Consider the following 21,538-nt stretch of genomic DNA (forward strand, 5'->3'; position numbering starts at 1 on the left):
GTCAGTTCTCCGTTGCGGGACGCAGGACGAGGCTGATGTGGGTGCCGCCGAGGGAGGAGCTGTTGATGAGCACCGGCCCACTGGCCAGGCCGTTGTCCCAGCCGGTGAGGGCGAGCAGGGCCGCCAGCTGCGCGCCCGCGCCGACCGGCTCGCCCAGGATCCGCTTCGGGCTGTGCACGGGCGCCGCGTCGGCCACTCCCAGCCGGGCGGTGGCCAGGGTCTCGGGGGTGTCGGCCCGCTCCAGTCCGGCCGCGTTGGCCCAGATCCCGGCGAGTTCGCCCGGCTCCACCCCGGCGTGGGCCAGCGCCTCGCGCATGGCCCGTTCCACGCCCTCGCCCTCGGCGTCCCAGCGGCCGATGCCCTGGGCGTCCGAGGCGGTGCCGTGTCCGGCGAACTCGGCCAGCACCTTCGCGCCGCGGGCCCGGGCCGTGGACTCCCGCTCCAGCACCAGCGCGATGCCCGCCTCGGCCAGGGTGTACCCGGATCCGGCGAACAGCGGCAGCTTGCGGTAGGCGTCCAGGACGCCCGGCGAGAGGTCCTCGACCGCGGGGCACAGCACCGCGTCGGCGCGGTGCTGGAGCAGCAGGTCGTGGGCCACGGTCAGGGCGGAGGCCCCGGCCGCGTGCCCGGTGGTCACGGTGGAGGTGGGGCCCTTGGCGCCGACGTTCATGGCGACCTGGCCCGCGGCCGCGTTGAAGACGGTATTGGGGAAGACGGCCGGGCTGCCGTGCGAGGGGCAGCCGCCGAGCACCGGGAGCAGGAACTCCTCGATGCTGCGCATCGGGCCGAGGCCCGTGCCCAGCACCACGCCGACGCGCTCGTCGGCGGTCAGGCCCGCGTGCTCCAGGGCCTCCTTGCAGGAGGCCACGGCGAGCTGGCCGAGCCGGTCCATCCGGCGGGCGACGCGGCGGTCGATGTGCGCGTGCGGGTCGAAGTCGGCGCGGGCGACGCTCAGTCCGTCCTCGTCCACGCCCAGCGGGACGCCCTCGCTCCAGGCCCGCCACAGCGCGTCGGCGCCGTCACCGGCCGAGGTGATCGCGGCGAAGCCGGTGATCACGACCTTCTCGGTGGCGGGCGGGGCCGGGACGGTGAAGCGGTGCCCGGAGGGCCAGCCGAAGGCGACGCAGGCGTTGGCTCCGGCGAAGGCGAAGTTGTTGGACAGCGCGGCGTTCATGGCCAGCGAGCGCCCGGGGTCGGGCACCGCGTCCAGGCCGCACTTGGGGTCGACGCCGGTGAAGTTGGCGGTGGGCGGGGCGATCTGCTCGACCAGCGCCTTGACGGTGACGATGGCCTCGACCGCCCCCGCCGCGCCGAGCAGGTGGCCGATCATCGACTTGGAGCTGCTGAGCGCGGTCTTCTCGGCGGCCTCGCCGAAGGCGGCGCGGACCGCGTTGGACTCGGCGGAGTCGTTCTTGGGGGTGCCGGTGCCGTGCCCGTTGATGTAGCCGACGTCCTCCGGGGCGATGCCCGCGGAGGTCAGCGCGCCGCGGATCGCGCGCGCGGCGCCCTCGCCCTTGGGGTGCGGGGCGGTGGCGTGGTAGCCGTCGGCGGAGAGCCCGTAGCCGAGCACCTCGGCCAGGATGGGGGCGCCCGCGGCGCGCGCCACGGACTCCTCGGCGAGCACGAGCATGCCCGCGCCCTCGCCGAGCGAGAGGCCGTCGCGGTCCCGGGAGTAGGGCGCGGCGGGCTTGGTGGACAGGGACTGGAGGCTGGTGAAACCGGCGAAGGCGGTCTCGGTGAAGGCGTCGGAGCCGCCGACCAGCATGGCGTCGGCGCGGCCCGCGGCGATCGCCTCGGTGGCGTGGGCGATGGCGTGGGCGCCGGAGGCGCAGGCCGTGTTCACCGACAGGGAGGGGCCCTTGAGGCCGAAGGCGCTGCTGAGCGCCTCGGCTATGGCCTGCGGCGGGACCAGCAGGTAGTGCCGGCCGTCGTCCTCGGGGGCGGCGCCGTCCATCGCTCTGCGGGCGAGCAGTTCGGCGCTGCGCAGACCGCCGTTGCAGGAGCCGAAGGCGACGCCCCAGCGGTCGGCGGGCAGCGAGCCCAGGCCCGCCTGGTCCATCGCCTCCTCCGCCGCGAGGAGCGCGAAGTCGGCGGCGGGTTCGCGGACCTGCCCGCCGAAGGAGGCCAGGTAGTCGTAGGCGGGGCGGCGGTCGGTGGAGACCTCGCCGCCGAGTTCGGTGTCGTATCCCTCCATGGACATGCCGCGGACCGGGCCGATGGCCGTGTGTCCGGTGCGGATGCCCTCCCACAGCGCCTCGGCGCCGTCGCCCTGTGCGGTCACAGCGCCGACGCCGCAGATGACCACGGTGCGGGTGCGGCCCGGGCCGTCCGGCGGGGTGGTGTGGTCGTACACGTCGTCCGTCATGTCCGCGCTCCTTTCGGGTGTGCCGGTCATGAGACCCGCCTCAGCGCGACCGCCACCGCCTGGCCTTCCAGGCCGCGGGCGAGGGCGAGTGCGCTGTCGGGCCGTGTGTCGCGCGGGGTGAGCGGGACGTAGTCCAGGTCACACTCGGCGGCGGGGTTGTCCAGGTTCCGGGTCGCGGGGATGATCCCGGAGTCCAGGGTCAGTGCGGCCACGGCCGCGTTCAGTGCCCCGGCGCCGCCGACCAGGTGCCCGGTCTGCGGTTTGACACTGCTGATCTGCGCCGCCTTGGCGGACGTACCGAGCGCGTCGTGCAGGGCGATGGTCTCGCTGGCGTCGCCCTGGACGGTGGCGCAGCCGTGCGCGGCGATGTAGCTGCCGTCGGGGAAGATGCCGCCCGCGTCGGTCAGGGCGCGGCCGATGGCCCGGGACAGGCCGCGCGCCCGGGCCTGCGGACTGGGCGGTCGTACGCAGTCGTTGCCCGCGCCGAAGCCGGTGACCTCGGCGTAGCAGTGGGCGCCCCGGGCCAGCGCGTGTTCGCGCTCTTCCAGGACGAGCAGGGCGGCGCCCTCGCCGAAGACGGAGCCGGAGCGGTCCCGGTCGAAGGGCCGGAAGGCCGCGTCGCCGAGTTCGGGTCGGGTGGTCAGGACGCCGAGGCCGTCCATCTTGGACATCGCCCACCAGCCGGTGGCGTCGTCGTAGCCGCCGGCGACCACGATGTCGGCCTCGCCGCGGCGTACGGTGCGCATCGCGCGGCCGATGGCCATGGCGCCGGAGTCGGCGGTCCCGGCGAAGTAGGCGTTGGCGCCGCGGATCCCGTACTTCTCGGAGATGTGGAACCCGGCGGCGGGCTGGAGCCCCTCGACGAAGAAGAGGGGGGCGACCACCGAGGAGGCGTCCTGGCCCAGCTTGTACAGGTCGGGGGTGCCGTCCTCGGCGCGTACGGCCTGGAGCTGGGCGATGAGTTCGTCCATGCGCGGCATTTCCTTGTTGCTGCCCAGGAAGAGGCCGGCCCGGTGCCCGAGGTCCTTCTCGCCGTCGAGGCCCGCGTCCCGCAGCGCCAGGGTGGCGCCCGCGAGGGCGAGCTGGTCGCCGCGGCACAGCATCCGCAGGGTGCGGCGGCTGGCCCATTCGGTGGGCTGGAAATCGGGGATCTCGGCGCCGATGCCGGTCTTCAGCGGGGCCGGATCGTAGGCGCGCAGCGGCCCGATGGCGCTGCGGCCCTCCAGCAGGGCCTCCCAGGTCTGTGCGGCGCCCTGGCCGATCCCGGTCATCAGGCCGATGCCGGTCACCATCACGCGCCGCCTGTTGTCGCTCATGCTGTGCCCTCCCAGGGCTTCTCGGCGCTCACGAGGGTGAGGACGCGAGCGGCGGCGACCACACGGCCCTCGACCTTGGCGGTGGCCCTGACATCGGTGCTGTCCTCGGTGCGGCCGATCACCTCGACGGTGATCTCGACCTGGTCGCCGGGTCCGACGAAGTGCTTGAAGCGGACCCCGCGCACGCCCTTCAGGCGCCAGTCGGTGCCGCTGCCCGCCACGGCCTTGCCGAGGGTGGCCATGGACTCCAGGAGCAGGACGCCCGGCAGGATGGGGTGGCGGGGGAAGTGGTGGTCGAAGGCGGGCAGGGTGGCCGGCACGTTGCGGATGCCGACGCCCCGTTCACCCGGTACGAGTTCCACCACGCGGTCGAAGCCGGGGACGACGGGGGTGGCGAGCGAGGTGGTCACGCGTCCTCCCGCGGGGCGCCGATGACGAGGGCGGTGTTGCTGCCGCCGAAGGCGAAGGCGTTGATGAGTGCGGCGCCGACCGGCATCGGGCGCGCGGTGTGCGGTACGTAGTCCAGGTCGAGGCCGCGGTCGGGTTCGTCGAGGTTGACCGTCGGGGACACCAGGGAGTGCCGCATCGCGTTGACCGCGGCGAGGACGCCCAGGCCCAGGCTGGCCGAGGTCAGGTGCCCGGACATCGACTTGGGGGCGCTGACCACGATGCGCTGCGCGTCCGTACCGAACACCTTCTTGATGGCGACCGTCTCGGACTGGTCGTTGCCGTGGGTGCTGGTGCCGTGCGCGACGACGTAGTCGATCCCGCCGGTGCCGAGGCCGGATTCGGCGATGGCGCCCTCCATGGCCTGGATGGCGCCGGAGCCGTCCGGCGGGGAGTCGGTGATCCGCCAGGCGTTGAGGGTGGAGCCGTAGCCGAGGATCTCGGCGAGGATCGTGGCGCCGCGCTCGCGGGCGCTGTCCAGGTCCTCCAGGATCACGGCGACGGCGCCCTCGCCGATGACGAAGCCGGAGCGGTCCGCGGCGAAGGGCCGCGAGGCGTGCGTCGGGTCGTCGTTGTAGCGGTCGGTGAGCGCGCCCAGCAGGCTGAAGCCGAGCAGGTCGAGCCAGGTGGTCAGCGAGTCGTAGCCGCCCGCGACCATCATCTTGGCGTCGCCCTCCTGGATGGCGCGGAACGCCTCCCCGATGGCGTGCCCGGATCCGGCGCAGGCGGTGGAGATGCCCATCATCGGGCCGGTGCCGCCGACCATCCGGGCCATCGCGGCCAGCGGGACGTTCTGGTCGTCGGTCAGGGTGACCGCCGGGGGCTGGCAGATGAAGGCGTCCTGCTGACCGGTGGTGGCCCGCAGGTGCCCGATGTCGAGGAGGGCCTGGAGTTCGGGGCGGCCGACGCTGGCGCCCATGGCGACCCCGCGCTCGTCGGCGGCGTACACCTCTTCGGAGACCTGGTCGATGCCCGCGTCGCGGACCGCCTCCCAGGCGGCGGCGACGCCGAACTGGCCGACCCGCGAGAGGTGCTTGCGGCCCACGTGCGCCGGAATGGCCTTGGCCGCGTCGAAGTCCTTGACCTCGGCGGCGATGCGCACCGGGAAGCCGGTGGCGTCGAAGGTGGTCAGCGCCCCGATGCCGCTGCGCCCGCTCGCGAGGCCCTCCCAGGTGGTCCCGGCGTCATTGCCGAGGGGGGTGACCGCCCCGATTCCCGTGATGGCCACGCGCTTGTAGTCGCTCGTACCGCTCATCCCACCGGCCCTCCGCCCTGTAGCTGTCGCGCCATGCGCGCCGTGTTCGCCGGGTCGTCGAGCCGCTCGGCGTCGATGAGCGCGCACAGGATGCCGCTCGCGTCCAGGACGGTCTCGCCGTCCACGGTGACCGTGCCGTCGAGGATCGCGGCCTCGTCGGTCATCGATTCGATCCTGGCCTCCATGCGGAGCACCTCACCGGGCCGTACCGCGCGGCTCGCGGTGGCGTCGCCGACGGCGAGGAGCGCGGCGCGCAGCGTGTGGTCGGTGCTGAGCATGATCAGCCAGGTGGCCGACTGGCACAGGGCCTCCAGGGCGAGCCCGAAGGGCATCGCGGGGCCGCCGCCGGTGTGCTGCCAGTAGTCCTCGTCGACGGAGGTGACCTTGCGAGCGGTGATGTGCTCGCGGGGAGTCCAGGATTCGATCCTGTCGATCAGATGGAATCGCATCGTCGTCTCTTCTTCCGGTCCTTTCGATCCTCGCGGTCCGTTACGGACGGCCGATGCCGAGCTGGGCGGAGAACCCGCCGTCGACGCAGAGCAGTTCGCCGGTGGTGTAGCCGGAGTCGGGGCCCGCCAGGAACACGGCGGCCGCGGCGACCTCCTCGACGGTGGCGAAGCGGCGCAGCGGGATCTGCTTCTTGATGGACTTGCCGCCGTCCTTCTCCATCACCTCGCCCACCAGTTCGGTCGGGGTGAAGCCCGCCAGGACCGCGTTGACCCGGACGCCGAAGCGCGCGAACTCGATGGCGGCGGCGCGGGTGAAGGAGTTCAGCGCGCCCTTGGAGGCCGAGTAGTTGGACTGGCCGATCCAGCCGGTCTCGCCCATGGCCGAGGAGATGTTGACGATGGTGGCGTTGCCCGCCGTCATGAACTGCTCGCTGACGGCGTGGGTGCAGTGGTAGGCCCCGCCGAAGTTGACCTTCATGACGTTCCACCAGGCGTCGGGCTTCGACTGGTAGATCAGCCCGTCGTCGCTGATGCCCGCGTTGTTGACCAGGATGTCCAGGGCGCCCAGCTGCCGGACGGCCTCCGCGACCAGGCGGGCCGCGTCCTGCGGATCGGAGACGTCGGCGCCGATCGCCACGGCCCGCCCGCCCGCCGCCTCGATCTCCTCGACGACCGCCAGGGCTTCCTCCTGGCGCGAGCGGTAGTTGACTGCGACGGCCGCCCCCTGTTCGGCCAGGGCCAGGGCGATGGCCCGGCCGATGCCGCGCGAGGCACCGGTGACCAGGGCGGTGCGGTCCTTCAGCTTCATCTGTCTCTTCCCGTTTCTGCTGCGAGGCGGGCGGCCTGGTGTCTGGAGGGGGAGGGAGGCGGGAGGGAGCGGCAGGGGGCTCCGGGGCACCGTCGGCCCGGAGCCCCCTGCCGGTCCCGCGCTACGCGGCGGCGGCCGCCGCGTGGGCGCGCTCGGTCAGCAGGTCGGTCAGGTTCTGGACGGTGAACAGGCCCAGCACGCCCTCGGCCGTCAGCGGCTCGCTGAGCTGGCTGCGGTTGAACTGCGGCAGGACCTTCTCCAGGTGGGTCAGACCGGTGTCGTTGACGACCTCGTTCTCGTCGCCGAACTCCTCGTCCGGGATGCCGCCCTGGAGCAGGTTGGCGATGTCGGCCACGGTGATCTTCACCTTGGTGGCGCGCTCCACGCGGAAGAGGATGTCGAGCAGGTCGATCGACTCGGCGCCCAGCTGACCGAGCAGGGTCGCCTCGGGCACGGCCTCGGCCTCGTCGATGCCGAGCGCGTCGGCGATGGCGGCCTGGACCGCGGAGAGGTAGTCGGTCGAAGTGGTGGCAAGGGTTTCGGGCACCGTGGGCTGCCTTTCGAGAGGGTTGGCAAGAACGGGGTGGGAAGGCGTGCGGGTCGGGCCGGAGGTCAGGCAGCGGCCGCGGTGGCGGGCTCCGGCCTCAGGTCGCGCAGCAGGGTGGTGATGCGGCGCGCGTCGTTGGTGCTGCGGACGGGCGCGTCGGGCCGGGCGCGGCCGGCGAAGCCGCTGAGCACCCGGCCGGGACCGGCCTCCAGGTAGCCGCCCACGCCGAGCGCGGACGCCGTCTCCAGTACGCCGACCCAGCGCACGGGTCCGGCCAGCTGACGGCGCAGCAGGTCACGGGCGTGGGCTCCGTCGCGGACGACCGTGGCGGTCACCGAGCTGACGACGGGCACCCGGGGCGCGTGGAACGTGGCCCGCTCCAGCGCCGCGGCGAACTCGTCCTCGATGGCGCTCATCAGGGAACAGTGGAAGGGGGCGGAGACCTTGAGCTGCACGGCGCGCTCCGCGCCGGCCTCCAGGGCGAGCCGGGCCGCCTCGGCGACCGCCGCGCTCTGCCCGGAGATCACCGTCTGGCCCGCCTCGTTGTAGTTGGCGACCTCGACCACCCCGAGCGGGGCGGCCGCCGCGCAGACCTCCTCGATCCGCGCCGGGTCCAGCCCCATCAGCGCGGTCATCGCGCCGGAGACCGTCCGCGAGACCCCGGCCATGAGCTGCCCGCGGATGCGCACCAGGCGCAGCGCGTCGTCCGCGTCCAGCACCCCGGCGGCGATCAGCGCCGTGTACTCGCCCAGGCTGTGCCCGGCCACCGCACCCGGTGTGAAGCCGGTCTCGGCGCGCAGGATCTCGTACACGGCGAGGCTGGTGGCGACGATGGCGGGCTGGGCGATCTCGGTCGGGGCCAGCGCCTCTTCGGGAGCCGTGGTGCACAGCTCGGTCAGCGGCAGGCCCGTGGCCTCCTCTGCCCGGGCCAGGACGCGTCCGGCCGTGCGGGGGTGTTCGCGAAGGAGATGCCCCGCCATGGCCGCGCGCTGCGAGCCCTGTCCGGGAAACATCGTGAATAGGTTGTCGATCATCCCCGTTCCTACCTCACTGACTTGTGGCCGATAGGTCATCGAGCCGTCGGCGACCGGTTTTCGACTCTGTGAATCTGGCACCCTGTTCTGGCGCATTCCTCGAATTGACCTCGACTGCCGCCGAAGGACCCGCCGAAGGGACCGCCCAAGGGGCCGCCATTGACGGGGAAAGCACACCGCCACAAACTGGCCGACATGGCGGCGACATGGCGAGGATGAGCGCGCAGGAACGGCGTACGAGCGTTATCCGGGCGGCGATGCTCGAATTCGCCCGGGGCGGCTACGACGGCACCTCGACCGCGGACATCGCCCGGCGCGCGGGGGTGTCCCAGCCGTACCTGTTCCGGCTCTTCCCCGGCAAGCGGGCGATCTTCCTGGCGGCGGCGACCCGCTGCGTCGCCGACACGGCGGCCCTGTTCGCCGGGGCCGCGCGGGGGCTGACGGGCCGCGAGGCGCTGCGCGCGATGTCGAACGCCTACACCCGGGTCCTCGTCAAGGAGCCGGACCGGCTCCGGCTCCAGATGCAGGTGTACGTGGCGGTGGCGGCCGCGGAAGCCGCGGGCGACGCCGCCTTCGGCGAGGCGGTGCGGGCGGAGTGGCTGAAGGTGTGGGAGGCGGTCGAGGCCCCGCTCGGCGGGGCCGACCCGGCCGGGACGACCACGTTCATGGCGTACGGAATGCTGGTCAACGTGCTGGTCTGCATGGGCTTCCCGGCGGGCCACCCGCTGTGGTCCCGGCTGCCGGTGGACGCGGCCGCCGGACGCGCGCTGCCCGGGTGACGCGGCCATGGGCCGCCCACCCGGGCTCGGCGGTACACGGGGATCTTCCGGGCGTACGGTCCTACTCCGCGCCGGGGGCGGAGCTGGCCGCCGGGGTCCGGTCCGGGGCGGCGGGGGCGCGGTGGCGCCCGGTCTGCCTGGCCCAGCGGGTCCCGTAGGCGACCTGGTCCTTCTCCGCGGCGGCGAAGGCCTTGGTGTTCCAGTTCTTGCGCATGAACGCCTCCCGCACCTTGATCAGCAGCGGGTTCTTCACCGAGCCCATCTGCCCGATCCGCCAGGCGATGTTCTGCAGCGGCGCGGTGCGCTGCTGGCGCTCGCTCTCGTAGCGGCGCAGCGCCGAGACCGGGTCGCTGCCCGCCCCGGCGAGGTGCTCGGCGAGCACGAGGGCGTCCTCCAGGGCCTGGCAGGCGCCCTGGCCGATGTTGAAGGTGATGGGGTGCGCGGCGTCACCGAGGAGGGTGACCCGGCCCTGGCCCCACTGGCGTTCGGGCTTGCGGCCCTCGACGTCACCGCGCAGGATCCACTCCTCGGGGGTGGCCCGCAGGATGTCCGCGACGGGCCCGCCCCAGCCCGCGTGGCGGCGCAGCAGCATGTCCCGTACGCCGGGCAGGTCGCGGCCGCCGGGCGCGCCGTTGGCCACGCTCATCCAGTGGACCAGGCCGGGGGCGACGTCGTAGTAGGTGAAGCGGGTGCCCGGCCCGAACATGGCGTTGAAGGTGCCCGGGGGGATGTCGGCGTGCTCCATCTGGGCCCGGCCGCGCCAGGCGATGTAGCCGCTGTAGCGGTTCTGCGCGGGGCCGAACATGGCGTCCCGGACGGCTCCGTGGATGCCGTCGGCGCCGATCAGCAGGTCGCCGCGCTCGGTGGTGCCGTCGGCGAAACGGACGGTGACCCCCTCGCGGTCCTGGTCGAAGCCGACCACGTGGGCGCCGGTGCGCACCACGTCGCCCGTCAGCGCGTCGCGCAGGATGCCGTGCAGGACGGACCGTTCGACGGCGATGGTGGGCGCGCCGTAGCGGGCGACGAAGTCGCCCACCGGCCAGGCGCCGAGGACCTCTCCGCGCCAGGTGCTGAAGTGGGCGGTCTCCTGCGCGGGGGCGATCTCCAGGACCTCTTCGGCGACGCCGAGGTAGTCCAGCGCGAGGACGCCGTTGGTCCAGATGTGCAGACCGGCCCCGCCGTCGCGCAGTTCCTCGGCCCGTTCCAGGACGAGGGGTTCGAAACCGCGCTGCTGGAGGGCGAGGGCCGCGGCGAGGCCGCCGATCCCTCCGCCGGCGATGAGTATGCGACGGGCATGTCCTATGGCCATCTTGTGTGCTCTCCTCGTGGCTGCCCGGGCCGGTCCGGGACCGGTCATGAACTCCCTGGCGGACTAGTGGAGTTGTCAACGCTAGCATTCCAAGCATCGAACTTGATAGTCTCAGCAGAACATCTAGCGTCGCTACAAAGGTGGTTGTGATGGAAGTCCTCCTGCAAACGCTGGCCGTGATCGCCACCATGGCCAACGCGGTGGTCTACGGCACCGACGTCTTCGGCGCACTCGTCCAGCGCCCGGCCCTCGCCCACGTCGACGACGCGACCCTCACCAGCGTCATGGGCCAGACCCACCGCTTCGGGGACGCCCGGATGGTCGTCCCCGGCGTCTCGGGCCTGGTCTCCACGGTGGCCACCGCCGGGCTGGCGGGCTTCGAGGGCAAGCCCGTGCCCTCCATCGCCGCGGGCGTCTCGGCCCTGGCCCTGGTCATCTGGCTGGCGATCTACAACAAGGTGAGCGTGCCGGTGAACAAGGCGCTCACCAGCGCGGCCCTGGAGTGCAAGGTCGCCCCCGACGCCCGCGGCCTGCAGCGCACCTGGGACAGCGTCATCAACGTCCGGGTGCTGCTCCAGGCGGTGGCCCTCGGCGCGATGTGCGTGGTCCTCTCCACCACCTGAGTGGCGCGCGGACGACACGGCGAAGGGGGCCCACCCGCCGGTGGGCCCCCTCAGCCGTGCTCCGTTTGAACTCCTACTGGAGGGCGATGTTGCCGAGGATGTCCGCGTCCGAGCTGTCGTCCATTCCCTCGGTGACCTCGCCGACGGCGCCCGGCGCCACTTCCGGCTCGGAACCCGTCACGTTCTTCTTCTTGCTCGCCACGATGATGTCTCCTTCAGACGCGGAACACGCAGGAATACCCTCTAGAGATTCGCCAGCCCCGCCCAACCTCGTCAAGCCATAATTCCCCCGCCCCAGCGGAATTCGAGGACCCCTCCAGGAAATTGCGGAAAAGTACCATGGGACCGGGATCCGACACGGGGAGACGCCCATCATGACCACCGCCCCGCACACTCCCGCCGCCGATGTGCTCGCCGAACTCACCGCGGTACTGGCGGGGATGACCGGCGCCGAGGTGCACTCCGTCGACGCCGAGCGGCCCTTCGCCTTCCTGGGGATCGACTCCCTGCTCAGTGCGCAGTTCGTCGCCGCGCTCGGCGCCCGCTACGGCATCCGGCTGCCCAGCGACGCGCTGTACGAGCACCGGACCCCGGCGGCGCTGGCCCGGCACATCGCCGGGCGCCTGCACGCGCCCTCCGCCCCGGCGCCGTCCGCCGCCACGACCTCCTGGTCCCCGCTGCGGCCCGTACGGGACCCGGCCGCGGTCGCCGTGGCCGCCGACCCCGCCGGCCTGACCCTGGTGCTGCGCGACCAGCTCGCGCGGATCCTGCGCTGCGCCCCCGAGGCCATCGACCCCGGGACCCCCTTCACGATGCTGGGCCTGGATTCCATCCTGGCGGCGGAGTTCGTCGCGGGCATCAACCAGACCTGGGACCTCACCGAACAGACCGCCCTGCTCTACGAACACCCCGACCTCGCCGCGATGGCCGCGTACGTCACCTCCCGCGTCACCGGCACCCCCGCGGTCCCCCCGGCGCCCGCCGCGCCGACGCCACCCGCCGCGCAGGGCCCGGGCCTCGACCTCGAAGCCCTGCTGGACGCGGTACGGGACGACGTACTCAGCATCGACGAAGCCGCCGCCCTGCTCGCCGCCCGCTGACCCCGCGACGGGGGCGCTGCCGGGTCCACCGCCCCGGGGCACCTCCCGCGGAGCCATCGCGCCCCGCACCCAGGGCCGGTCGGGCCCGCCCCTCCCCCTCCCGGGCGACGGATTCCACTTCCGCACGGCCCGGAACGACCGCCCGGACACCACCAGGCCGGAGACGAAAGGCACGCCAGGAGATGGAAGACCGGGAGATCCTGAGGCGGTTCAAGAGCGGCACCCTGGAGCGCCGACGCGCGGTGGCCCTGCTGACGGCCGACCCGACCGCCACCGCTCCCCCGGAGCCCCTCCCCGCCACCCCACCCACGGCCCCGCGGCCCCCCGCCCCCTGCGCGGTCATCGCCCTCCAGGGCCACTTCCCCCAAGCCGTGGACCTCACCGCGTTCTGGCACCTGTCCCTGTCCCCCACCACGCCCCCGGCCCAGCCCATGTCCGACCCCGTCCCGGCGGCCACCACACCCCCGGCCCAGCCCGGCCCCGGCACCGGCCCGGCGTACGCCAGGCCCACGGACCAGCCCGGCCCTGGCCCTGCCGTCGTCACGACCACGGACCAGCGCGGCCCCGGCCTTGCGTACGCCAGACCCGCGGACCAGCCCGGCCCTGGCACCCTCCCCGGCCCCACGTCCCCCACGCCCCCGGCCCGATACTGGCCCGATCCCCCGGCCCAGACCGCGGCCCGAGCGGAACCGACCGCAAACCACCCCGGCACCGACCCGGCGTACCCCACGCCCACGGACCAGCCCGCCCCCGGCCCCGACCCGGCGGCCGCCCCGGCCGCGGCCGAGCCCGGCCCCGGCACCGCCCCGGTGTACGCCAGGCCCGCGGACCCGCCCGGCCCCGGCACCGTGCCCGCCAGGGCCGCTGACGGAACCCCGGCCGAGGCCCCGAGCCCGGCGGTAGCGGCCGCAGGCCAAGCCACGGCCACAGGCCGCCCCGCGCCCCGCCCGGGCCCGCCCGCAACGGGCCCAAGCCTGGCCGCCGCAGGCCGCGTTACGGCCACAGGCACCCCCCGCCTCACCCCGGTCCGTACCCCGGGCGCAGGCCCGAGCACGGGCATCGGCCCCACCGAAGCCCCGGGCCCAAGCCTGGCCGCAGGCCCAGGCACGGCCCCGGGCACGGCCCCGGGCGTGAGCCCGGGTGCGGCTCCGGGCGTGGCCCCGGGCGTGAGCCCAGGCGCGGCCCCGGGCGCGGCCCCGGGCGTGAGCCCGGGTGCGGCCCCGGGTGCGGCCCCGGGCGTGGGCCCGGGTGCAGGCCCGAACGCAGGCCCCGGCACGGGCATTGGCCCCGCCACAGCCCCAGGCGCAAGCCTGACCGCAGGCCCAGGCGCGGCTCCGGGCGCAAGCCCGGGTGCAGGCCCCGACACGGGCACGGGCCCCACCGCAGCCCCGGGCGCAAGCCCGGCCGCAGGCCCAGGCGCAACCCCGGGCACGGCCCCGGGCGCGAGCCCGAACTCGCCCGCCGCACCCGCCGCACCCGCCGCAGCCACCGGCACGGGCACGGCCCCGGACGTCCACCCGGGCGCGCCCGGCGCCGACACCGCCCCCACGGGAACCCCCGGACCGGGAACGGCCGAAACCCCGGCCTCGGTACGGGCCATGGCCGCCTGGGCCACGCCCCCGGACCGGAATACGCCCCCGGCCGCAGGCCCGGCCCCGGGCCACGAACCCGCCACCGTCCCCGGCCAGGGGAACACACCGGGTACCGCTCCGATCCCGGACCAGAACCCCCGCCTCCTCAACGGAGTAGCCGCCTTCGACCCCGACCTCTTCGGCCTGGACCCCGCCACCGCCGCCGCGCTCGATCCGCAGGAGCGGCTGCTGTTGGAGAGCGCCCGGCAGGTGCTGGAGGGCGCCGGTTACGCCGGGGCCCGCCTCGACGCCCTCGGCTCCCCCGACGGCGCCACCGCGTCCCGCAGCGTCGGCGTCTTCACCGCCGTCACCTCCCACGACTACTCCCTGCTGGCCCCCGCGGGGACCCCGTACGGCGACCCCGCCGGGCGGCTCTCCCGGCTGCTGGACCTGCGCGGCCCCAGCCAGAGCGTGGACACCGGCGCCTCCTCCTTCCTGACCGCCGTGCACCACGCGCTGGCCGCCCTGCGCGCGGGCGAGTGCGCGGCCGCCCTCGTCGGCGCCGCCGAACTGCGCCTGCACCCCGGCCGCCTGCGCCCCGGTGACGGCGAGGGGGTCGCCGCCGTCCTGCTGCGCCCGCTGTCCGCCGCCCGCGCGGACGGAGACCGGGTTCAGGCCGTGGTCCTGTCCAGCGCGGTCGGCCACCCGGGTCGCGGTCCGCACGCCCCGCTGCGGGAGCGCCTCGCCCAACGGGCCCTGGCCACCGCCCGGATCCCCGCCGCCGCCGTCGCCCTGACCGAGGACTCCCGCAGCGCGGCGCGCTCCGTGGGCCGGGCCGGGGCCGCGACCGGCGCGGCCGCGCTCGCCCGGGCCGTCTTGCAGCTGCGCCACGCCACCCTGCTCCCGGACCCGGCGCGCTCCGGCGGCCGGGCCCAGCCCGCCCCCTGGCCGGCCGGTGCGCCCCGCCGCGCCCTGGTCGGCGTACACGAGGACGGCGAGCCGCAGGCCGTCCTCGTCCTGGCGGAGGCCCCGGCCCCGGCACCCGCCCCGGAACAACCCGCCCCGGAGCCCGGCGGCGGCCCCCGCCTGGTGCTGCTGTCGGCGCCCACCCCCGCGCACCTCACCGCCACCGCCGGGCGGCTCGCCCGCTGGCTGACCTCCCCCGCCGGGGCCGCCCGCGGCGCGGTCTGCGATCTGGACGCGGTGGCGGGCGAACTGCGCTCCGGCCGGGCCCCGATGGACTGCCGCCTCGCCGTCGTCGCCACCGACGTGCCGGAGCTGGCGAGCGCCCTGGCCGCCTTCGCCGCGCCCGGCGGGCTCCCGGAGGCGGACGGCCTCCCGTACGCGCCCCCCGTCCGCAGCGCGGACCTCCGCACCGCGCACGCCCGTGACCCGCTGCTGCTGGGCGATCTCGGCGAGACCCGCGCGTACGTCGACGCCCTCTGGCGGGGCGACCGGCTGGAGCAGCTGACCCGGCTGTGGCTGGCCGGGGTCGACGTCCTGGTCACCGACACGGCACCCGGCGCCGGCCCGCGGCCCGTCCTCGACCTGCCGACGACCGCGTCCCGCCCCCGCCCCTTCTGGCTGCCCGCCCCGCCGGATACGGCCCGCGCCGAGCGGGGAGACCTCGCATGAACGCCGCCACGACGGTGAACGCCGCGACGGTGACCAGCGCCACGACGGCAACCAGCGCCCCGCGAGCGCCCGGCGGCACCAACCGGCAGCAACTGGTCGAGGCGGCCGCCGCCCAGGGCCCCACCGCCGAGGCGGTCACCCTGTGGCTGTGCCCCAACGACGAGGTCAGTCCGGCCCTGGCCAGTCTGCTGGCCGGGCACTGGCTGGACGCCCACGAGCACAAGACCGCGGGCAAGTTCCTCTTCGAGCGGGACCGCAGCCAGTACCTGATCGCCCACACGCTGGTGCGCCGCGCCCTGTCCCTGGAGGCGGGCCTGTCCGAGGCCGAGCTGGTCATCTGGCGCTCCGCCCGCGGGCGGCCGTTCCTGCGGCCCTCCCCCGACGCCCTGCCGCGCGGCGGCGCCCAGCTGGACTTCAACCTCTCGCACGCGGGCGGCTACAACCTGCTCGGCATCGTGCGCCACCAGCGCATCGGCGTGGACGTGGAGCGGATGGACGACCGCGACGCCCAGGCCATCACCACCATCGTGCGCACCTTCGCGCCCGAGGAGCGCGACTGGGTGGACACCCTGCCCCCGGGGCGCGAGCGCGACCGGCGCGCGCTGCGCGTGTGGACGCTCAAGGAGGCGTACTCCAAGGCCCGCGGCCTGGGTCTCGGACTGCCCTTCGACAGCTTCGTGTTCACGATGGACGACGAGCGCGGTGTGCGCGCCTTCGCCCCGCCGGAGGACGACACGGCCCGCCCCTGGTGGTTCATCGAGCTGGAGCCGGTCCCCGGCGTCCTGGTCGCCGTCGCGGTCCCCGCCGACCCCGGGCAGGACGCGGTGATCCAGCTGAACCACGGCTTCCCGTGGAGCCGCAGCGCCCCCCAGAGTTTTCCGCTCCCGGATCCGGTCGGCGGAATCCAGGCATCCGTTCCCGCGTGACACCCCGGACAGCCCCCGAACACCCCCGGAACACTCCTCGAATCCTTTACCGATAATTTGGAAACATTCGCGGATCTTCTCGCGCCCCGGAAAGTTGATCTATATCTCTCCAGCTTTCCCCGGACATCCGCCCGTAACATCATCCAGCCCGCCCTGACCTGCAAAGAGGCTGAATCCATCCCGTACTGATGGGACGCCATGGAAAGGCGCTCAAGGACCACTACAGGAAATAGAGAAAGACCTGTGGCCCCCGCTAGCGTGCCTGGAGCGGGGGCGGATTTCTGCCCACCGGATGGAAAAGACAAGGAACTCGACGAGTACGGAGGAGACCGTGAGGATTCAGGTTCTGGGTCCGTTGAGTGCCGAGGTCAACGGGGGATCCATCGTTCCGACCGCGGGTAAACCACGGCAGGTTCTGTCACTGCTCGCGCTCTATCCGGGGCGCGTCATGCCGGTCCCCACCCTCATGGAGGAGATCTGGGGGACCCAGCCGCCGCAGAGCGCGCTGACCACCCTCCAGACGTACATCCTCCAGTTACGCAGACGCCTGGGCACCGCGATGGGCCCCGACGCGCCCGGTGGCGCCAAAGAGGTACTGGCCACCCGGCACGGCGGCTACCTGCTGCAGATCCCCGAAGAGAGCGTCGACGTACACGATTACGAGCGCCTGATCCGCGAGGGCCAGACGGCCTTCGAGACGGGCGACAGCCAGGTCTCGGCGGCCCGCTTCAAGGCCGCGCTGGACCTGTGGCGCGGACCGGCCCTGGTCGACGTACGCGTGGGACCGATCCTCGACATCGAGGTGATGCGCCTGGAGGAGAGCCGGCTCGTCACCGTGGAACGGCGGATCGACGCCGACCTGCGCCTCGGCCGGCACGCCGAACTCATCGCCGAACTCACCGAACTGACCGCGCGCCACCCCCAGCACGAGGGACTGCACTCCCAGGTGATGGTCGCGCTCTACCGCTCGGGCCGACAGGCCTCGGCACTGGAGGTGTACCGCAAGCTGCGCATGCGGCTGATCGAGGACCTGGGCGTGGAGCCCTCCCCGCAGTTGCAGCGCCTGCACCAGGCGATGCTGTCCGTGGACCCGCAGCTCGACGTCTTCGCGGGCCCCCGGCACACCTCGACCTTCGACCTCTTCGCCGCCTGAGGACCCGCCCCGGGCCGGTACGCGCACCTCCTGGCCGGTACGCGCGTACCCCCGGGGCGGCTCCGCCACCCGTGCCGGGCCTCTCGAAGGCCTCTCCAGCCCCGGTCCAGCCGGGGCGCGGACAGTGATGGGTCATCACCGGCCCGCCGCTTGGGGTGCCGTTCGGAGCCAGGAGGTCGCACGTGCCCATCCTGAGGTACCTGGAGAACCCGCTCGACGACCTGCTGCGGCGGGCCGCGGCGCGCGGGGGTGACGCACCGGCCGTCACCACCGCCCGTACCACCCTCACCTTCGCCGCAATCGACCGGGAAGCAGACCGGATCGCGCACGTCGTACGCCGCCTCGCGTCCCGGCCCGGCGCCGTGGTCGCGGCGGCCGCGAACCTGGACGCGGTGTTCCCCGCCGTCTACTACGGCACGATCCGCAGCGGCCACCTGCTGGCCCTCGTCGATCCGCTGACCGGTCCGGCCGCCCTGCACGAGATCCTCACCACGGCCGGAGCCGAGATCGCCTTCGTGCCCACGGCCCTCGCCGAGCTGCTGGTCAAGATGGAGGACCAGCTGCCGCACCTGCGCACGATCGTGGTGACGGACGCGGTCGGCGAAGTGGCCCCCGGCTCGTCCCTGGCACTGTCCACGGTGCTTGCGTCCGCGCCGCACACCCCACTGCGGACCGGCCCCCCGATCGACGTGGACTCCGTGGCCTGCCTCCACTTCACCCCGCACACGAGCCCGCACACGGGGTCGCCGGGCATGGCATGGCGAGCGATCCGTTTCAGCCACCGCAACCTCATCGCGGGCGCCGCCCAAACGGCCATCGCCCAGAACCTGGACTCCGGTTCGGTCATCGTGAACCACTTGCCCCTCTACCATCCCGCCCACCTCAACGCCGCCGTGCACGCGGGCGCCTGGCAGGTGCTGTGCGCCGATCCGGCGCCCTGGGCCGGGATCGCGCTCGCCGCGCGGGTGGGCGCGGACCACTACCACGGGCTCGCGAGCCGGCTGACCCGGCTGGCCGCCGACCGCCGCTTCGCACCCGGACACCCGGACCTGCCCGGCCCGCACCTGCGCGCGGTGCTCTCCGGCGGCACCCCGCTGGAACCGGCGACCGCGCGGCGGCTGCGCGACGTCCTGGGCGCGCCCGTCCTGCAGGGGTACGGCCTGAGCGAGGTGTGCACCCTCTCCCACCACCAGGTGCCCGGCTCCCGGCCGGACCTCGGCGCGGTCGGCGTCCCGCTGCCGGGCACCGAGTGCCGGGTGGTCGCGCCCGCCGGGCGGGAGCCGGTCGCGGTGTGGTCGACGGGCGAGGTGGAGATCCGCGGTCCGCAGCTGACCGCGGGCTGCGGGGCGGACGGCTGGCTCTCCACGGGCGACGTGGGCTATCTCGACGAGGACGGCGGACTGTACGTCGTCGACCGCCTCGGCTCCGTCTTCACCTGCGACGACGTCCTCATCGCGCCGTCCCTGATCGAACGGGTCATCGCCGAGGACCCCCGGGTCGCGGAGTGCGTCGTGGCCGACTGGCCCGACCCAGCACGCGGCGCCCTGGTCTGGGCAGGCATCGTCCTACGCCCGGGTGTCCCGACCCACACCCCCTTGCTCCTCCTCGACACCCTGGACTCGATAGCGGAACAGGCCAACGCCCGCCTCTCCTCAGGAGAACGCATCCGTCGCCTGGAAGCCCTGGACACCATCCCCCGCACCCCCACCGGCACCCCCGCCCGCCACCACATCCGCACCCGCCTCCAAGCCCTCTCCACCGCCGAAACCACCACCTGACCCCCCGCCGCGCCCCCAGAGGGGGACAGCCGACCGACAAGGGCGCGCAACCCCAGCCCCGCCGGCGTTTGAGGCGCCCCCAGAGGGCCAGCCGACCCAACGGGGCGCACCCACCCCACCCCCACCGAGGCCATTCCAGCCCCGCCGGCGTTTGAGGCGCCCCCAGAGGGCCAGCCGACCCAACGGGGCGCACCCACCCCACCCTCGCCGAGGCCATTCCAGCCCCGCCGGCGTTTGAGGCGCCCCCGGAGGGCCAGCCGACCGGCGCCACCGATCCGGCCCCCGCCCCCGCCCCCGAGACCAGGCCCGCCAGGGCTACCGACTGGGCTACCGACTGGGCGTCGAGGCCGACGCCGAGGCCTCCACCGGGGCCAGCGCCCGCACAAGCGCCTCCGCCGAAGCCTCCGCATCCGCGACCCCCGTCATCACCACCGTCACCGCCAAGTCCCGCCCCGGCTCCCGGACCAGCGCCTCCCCCAGCCCCTGCGCCGCCCCCGCCCCGGGCCCGCACCCGCACAGGAACACCCGCCGCCCGGGGACGGGCACAAGCAAGCCATCCAGTTCCGGCGGAACCGAAACCGCCCCCGCCCCCGGAAGCCCCGGCAGCCACAGCACGACCACCCTCCCCACCCCCCGATACCGCCGCGCGAACACCTCGTACGCCCCCGCAACCACCCCCGGCACCGCCACCAGGCAGATCACATCCGCCGAAGCCCCACCCGCCCGCAGGGTCCGCAGCACGACCCGCCGGACCGGCGGCGGGTCCGGAGCCACGGCCGGGACCTCGACATGGGCCAGCAGCGACAGCGCCTGCCCCACCGTCGTCCCCGGATCCCGCATCTGCGCCAGCGCCCGCAACAGGCTCACGCACTGCCCGAGCGCCGCCGACGCGTCCTCGTCGGCCAGACTCGCCCGGTCGTACACCGCGCTGAGCGCCAGCGCCCCGCCCCGCTCGTGCCGCGCGTTCAGCGTGATCGGCAGGCTGGTCCCGCCGCCCGCGGGCCGCGGCTCGTCCACCTCGATCCCCTGTCCCTCCAGTTCGGCCCGTACGCCCGGCGGGAGTTCGGGCCAGTGGTCGAAGGACACGACGGTGTCGGTGAGCGGCGGCTCGCCGTCACCGCGCCCGATCCACGCCCGGATCCGGTCGCCGGACACCCACGGGTACGCGGCCAGGTCGAGCAGCGCGTCCCGCACCTGCTGGAGCAGCTCGGCCAGCGGGGCCGCCGGGTCCACGCGCACCGTCATCGGCAGCGGGTGCCCGAGCACGCCGGGTATCCCCGCGGCTCCGGGCAGCGCGATGTCCCGGGGCCCAAGCTGCACCCCGAAGCTCACCCGCAGCGGGCCGCCGGTCCCCGCCGCCCGGTACAGCAGCAGCGCCCACACCACGTGCAGGGCGCTGCTCTCCCCGGCCCCCCGGGCCGCGGCCCAGGAGCGCAGCCCGGAGCTGTACGGCTCGACGAGCCGCCTGCGCAGCCGCCCCGCCCCGCTCTGGCGGGTGTCGGCGCCCCGGCGGCCCACCGCGGTCGCGGCGTGCCGCGGGGGTCCGGTCCGCGTCCACAGTTCGCGCGCGCCCTCGCTGCTCTGCCGGGCCAGCCAGCGGGCGTGGTCGCGCAGGTCGGGGCGGCGCTCCCCGCCGGGCAGCACCCCGCCGGCCAGGTAGGCCCGGTAGAACTCGCGCAGCAGCAGGTGCACCCCGCGCTCGTCGAGCAGCGCCCGGTGGTAGGTCAGCAGGACGCGTACGGGCGCCCCCGGCCGCCCGTGCAGCAGGGTGAGCCGCAGCAGCGGCGGCCGGTCCAGCGCGAAGCCGTGCAGCCGGTCGGCCGCGAGGAGCCCGGGCCAGTCGGCCTCGCCGTGCGCGCGGTGGACGATGTCGACGTCGGCGCGCGGGTGCAGTACGAGCCTGGCCACCGCCGTCCAGTCGAAGGCGGCCCGCAGCACCGCTTCCCGGTCGGCCACCGACTGCCAGGCCGCGGCGAAGCGCGCCCGTTCCAGCGGGCCGGACCAGGTCCAGTGCAGTTGCTCGATGTGCCGGTCGGGGCCGCTCTGCCGGGTGACCGCCTCCCAGAGCAGTTCCCGCTGGTGGCCGACCAGTTCGAGCGGCTCCCCGGCCGCCCGGTGCGGACCGAGCAGGTCGGCGAGCAACTCGGGCCCCGGCCCGCCACCCGCACCAGCACCCGCACCCGCACCCACGCCCGCACCCGCACCCGCACCCGGAACCAGCCGCAGCGTGTGCCGCCCCGGCCCGTGGCACTCCAGCGTGACCTGGAACTCCCGGTGCCGCCCGGCGATCCGGGCAGCGAACAGTTCGGCGTCCGCGTCGTCGCGCAGCCCGCGCACGCCGAAGACGAGGGGGGCTCCGGCCACCGGCCGCCCCGCCTCGCGCACCACGACGAGGACCGGCCCCGGGCCCCGGGGGCCCGACGTGCCGGTCATCCCTGGCCCG

At 74.6% G+C, this 21,538-nt stretch carries 18 protein-coding genes; 7 read left to right on the top strand and 11 right to left on the bottom strand.

The annotated features are described in order from the left end of the window. Position 1: 1 nt before the first annotated feature. From OHS33_RS38315 to fabD, 8 genes are all read right to left on the bottom strand, one after another. Entirely contained in the window at positions 2-2,365 is a 2,364-nt protein-coding gene (locus OHS33_RS38315; RefSeq protein WP_330335539.1) for a beta-ketoacyl-[acyl-carrier-protein] synthase family protein, read from the bottom strand. Positions 2,366-2,391: 26 nt separating this feature from the next. After that, positions 2,392-3,681, bottom strand: coding sequence for a beta-ketoacyl-[acyl-carrier-protein] synthase family protein (locus tag OHS33_RS38320; protein ID WP_330335540.1), 1,290 nt, complete (start codon positions 3,679-3,681; stop codon positions 2,392-2,394). Further along, complete coding sequence (locus OHS33_RS38325) at positions 3,678-4,091, bottom strand: 3-hydroxyacyl-ACP dehydratase FabZ family protein (protein ID WP_330335541.1); 414 nt, start codon at positions 4,089-4,091, stop codon at positions 3,678-3,680. Before OHS33_RS38325 ends, OHS33_RS38320 begins: the two co-directional genes overlap by 4 nt. After that, positions 4,088-5,383 (bottom strand): beta-ketoacyl-[acyl-carrier-protein] synthase family protein, encoded by a 1,296-nt coding sequence (locus tag OHS33_RS38330; protein WP_330335542.1) that lies wholly within the window; start codon positions 5,381-5,383, stop codon positions 4,088-4,090. Before OHS33_RS38330 ends, OHS33_RS38325 begins: the two co-directional genes overlap by 4 nt. Then, on the bottom strand, positions 5,380-5,832 hold the full coding sequence (locus OHS33_RS38335) for a 3-hydroxylacyl-ACP dehydratase (protein ID WP_330335543.1): 453 nt from the start codon (positions 5,830-5,832) through the stop codon (positions 5,380-5,382). The genes OHS33_RS38330 and OHS33_RS38335 overlap by 4 nt, the downstream gene beginning before the upstream one ends. 40 nt (positions 5,833-5,872) lie before the next feature. Beyond that, the gene (locus OHS33_RS38340) at positions 5,873-6,640 is read right to left on the bottom strand and encodes an SDR family NAD(P)-dependent oxidoreductase (protein ID WP_330335544.1); all 768 of its coding nucleotides are present in this window, start codon (positions 6,638-6,640) and stop codon (positions 5,873-5,875) included. Positions 6,641-6,761: 121 nt separating this feature from the next. Beyond that, complete coding sequence (locus tag OHS33_RS38345) at positions 6,762-7,187, bottom strand: acyl carrier protein (RefSeq protein WP_283458448.1); 426 nt, start codon at positions 7,185-7,187, stop codon at positions 6,762-6,764. Between the two features lie 65 nt (positions 7,188-7,252). After that, positions 7,253-8,221 carry an ACP S-malonyltransferase gene (gene fabD / locus OHS33_RS38350; protein WP_330335545.1) on the bottom strand — a complete coding sequence of 323 codons (969 nt, stop codon included), beginning with the start codon at positions 8,219-8,221 and terminating at the stop codon, positions 7,253-7,255. A gap of 206 nt (positions 8,222-8,427) precedes the next feature. Here fabD and OHS33_RS38355 point away from each other — a divergent pair, with 206 nt between their 5' ends. Beyond that, positions 8,428-9,000 carry a TetR/AcrR family transcriptional regulator gene (locus tag OHS33_RS38355; RefSeq protein WP_330335546.1) on the top strand — a complete coding sequence of 191 codons (573 nt, stop codon included), beginning with the start codon at positions 8,428-8,430 and terminating at the stop codon, positions 8,998-9,000. Positions 9,001-9,061: 61 nt separating this feature from the next. Here OHS33_RS38355 and OHS33_RS38360 read toward each other — a convergent pair whose 3' ends face one another. After that, positions 9,062-10,309: an FAD-dependent monooxygenase gene (locus OHS33_RS38360; protein WP_330335547.1), complete on the bottom strand. Its 1,248-nt coding sequence runs from the start codon at positions 10,307-10,309 to the stop codon at positions 9,062-9,064. A 149-nt stretch (positions 10,310-10,458) separates the two neighbouring features. Here OHS33_RS38360 and OHS33_RS38365 point away from each other — a divergent pair, with 149 nt between their 5' ends. Beyond that, the gene (locus tag OHS33_RS38365; protein WP_330335548.1) at positions 10,459-10,932 is read left to right on the top strand and encodes a DUF1772 domain-containing protein; all 474 of its coding nucleotides are present in this window, start codon (positions 10,459-10,461) and stop codon (positions 10,930-10,932) included. A 73-nt stretch (positions 10,933-11,005) separates the two neighbouring features. On the opposite strand, the gene OHS33_RS38370 is transcribed toward OHS33_RS38365, so the two are convergent. Next, positions 11,006-11,134 carry a hypothetical protein gene (locus OHS33_RS38370; RefSeq protein WP_330335549.1) on the bottom strand — a complete coding sequence of 43 codons (129 nt, stop codon included), beginning with the start codon at positions 11,132-11,134 and terminating at the stop codon, positions 11,006-11,008. Positions 11,135-11,306: 172 nt separating this feature from the next. Here OHS33_RS38370 and OHS33_RS38375 point away from each other — a divergent pair, with 172 nt between their 5' ends. From OHS33_RS38375 to OHS33_RS38395, 5 genes are all read left to right on the top strand, one after another. Then, positions 11,307-12,032 (top strand): acyl carrier protein, encoded by a 726-nt coding sequence (locus tag OHS33_RS38375; RefSeq protein ID WP_330335550.1) that lies wholly within the window; start codon positions 11,307-11,309, stop codon positions 12,030-12,032. A gap of 1,598 nt (positions 12,033-13,630) precedes the next feature. Continuing rightward, positions 13,631-15,238, top strand: coding sequence for a beta-ketoacyl [acyl carrier protein] synthase domain-containing protein (locus tag OHS33_RS38380; protein ID WP_330335551.1), 1,608 nt, complete (start codon positions 13,631-13,633; stop codon positions 15,236-15,238). Next, positions 15,235-16,164: a 4'-phosphopantetheinyl transferase family protein gene (locus OHS33_RS38385; protein ID WP_330335552.1), complete on the top strand. Its 930-nt coding sequence runs from the start codon at positions 15,235-15,237 to the stop codon at positions 16,162-16,164. Before OHS33_RS38380 ends, OHS33_RS38385 begins: the two co-directional genes overlap by 4 nt. A 331-nt stretch (positions 16,165-16,495) precedes the next feature. After that, positions 16,496-17,317: an AfsR/SARP family transcriptional regulator gene (locus OHS33_RS38390; protein ID WP_330335553.1), complete on the top strand. Its 822-nt coding sequence runs from the start codon at positions 16,496-16,498 to the stop codon at positions 17,315-17,317. A 182-nt stretch (positions 17,318-17,499) separates the two neighbouring features. Further along, positions 17,500-19,095: a class I adenylate-forming enzyme family protein gene (locus tag OHS33_RS38395; RefSeq protein WP_330335554.1), complete on the top strand. Its 1,596-nt coding sequence runs from the start codon at positions 17,500-17,502 to the stop codon at positions 19,093-19,095. Positions 19,096-19,422: 327 nt separating this feature from the next. On the opposite strand, the gene OHS33_RS38400 is transcribed toward OHS33_RS38395, so the two are convergent. Then, on the bottom strand, positions 19,423-21,528 hold the full coding sequence (locus OHS33_RS38400) for a condensation domain-containing protein (RefSeq protein WP_330335555.1): 2,106 nt from the start codon (positions 21,526-21,528) through the stop codon (positions 19,423-19,425). Positions 21,529-21,538 lie beyond the last annotated feature (10 nt).

It is taken from the genome of Streptomyces sp. NBC_00536, from assembly GCF_036346295.1.
Classification (GTDB): domain Bacteria; phylum Actinomycetota; class Actinomycetes; order Streptomycetales; family Streptomycetaceae; genus Streptomyces.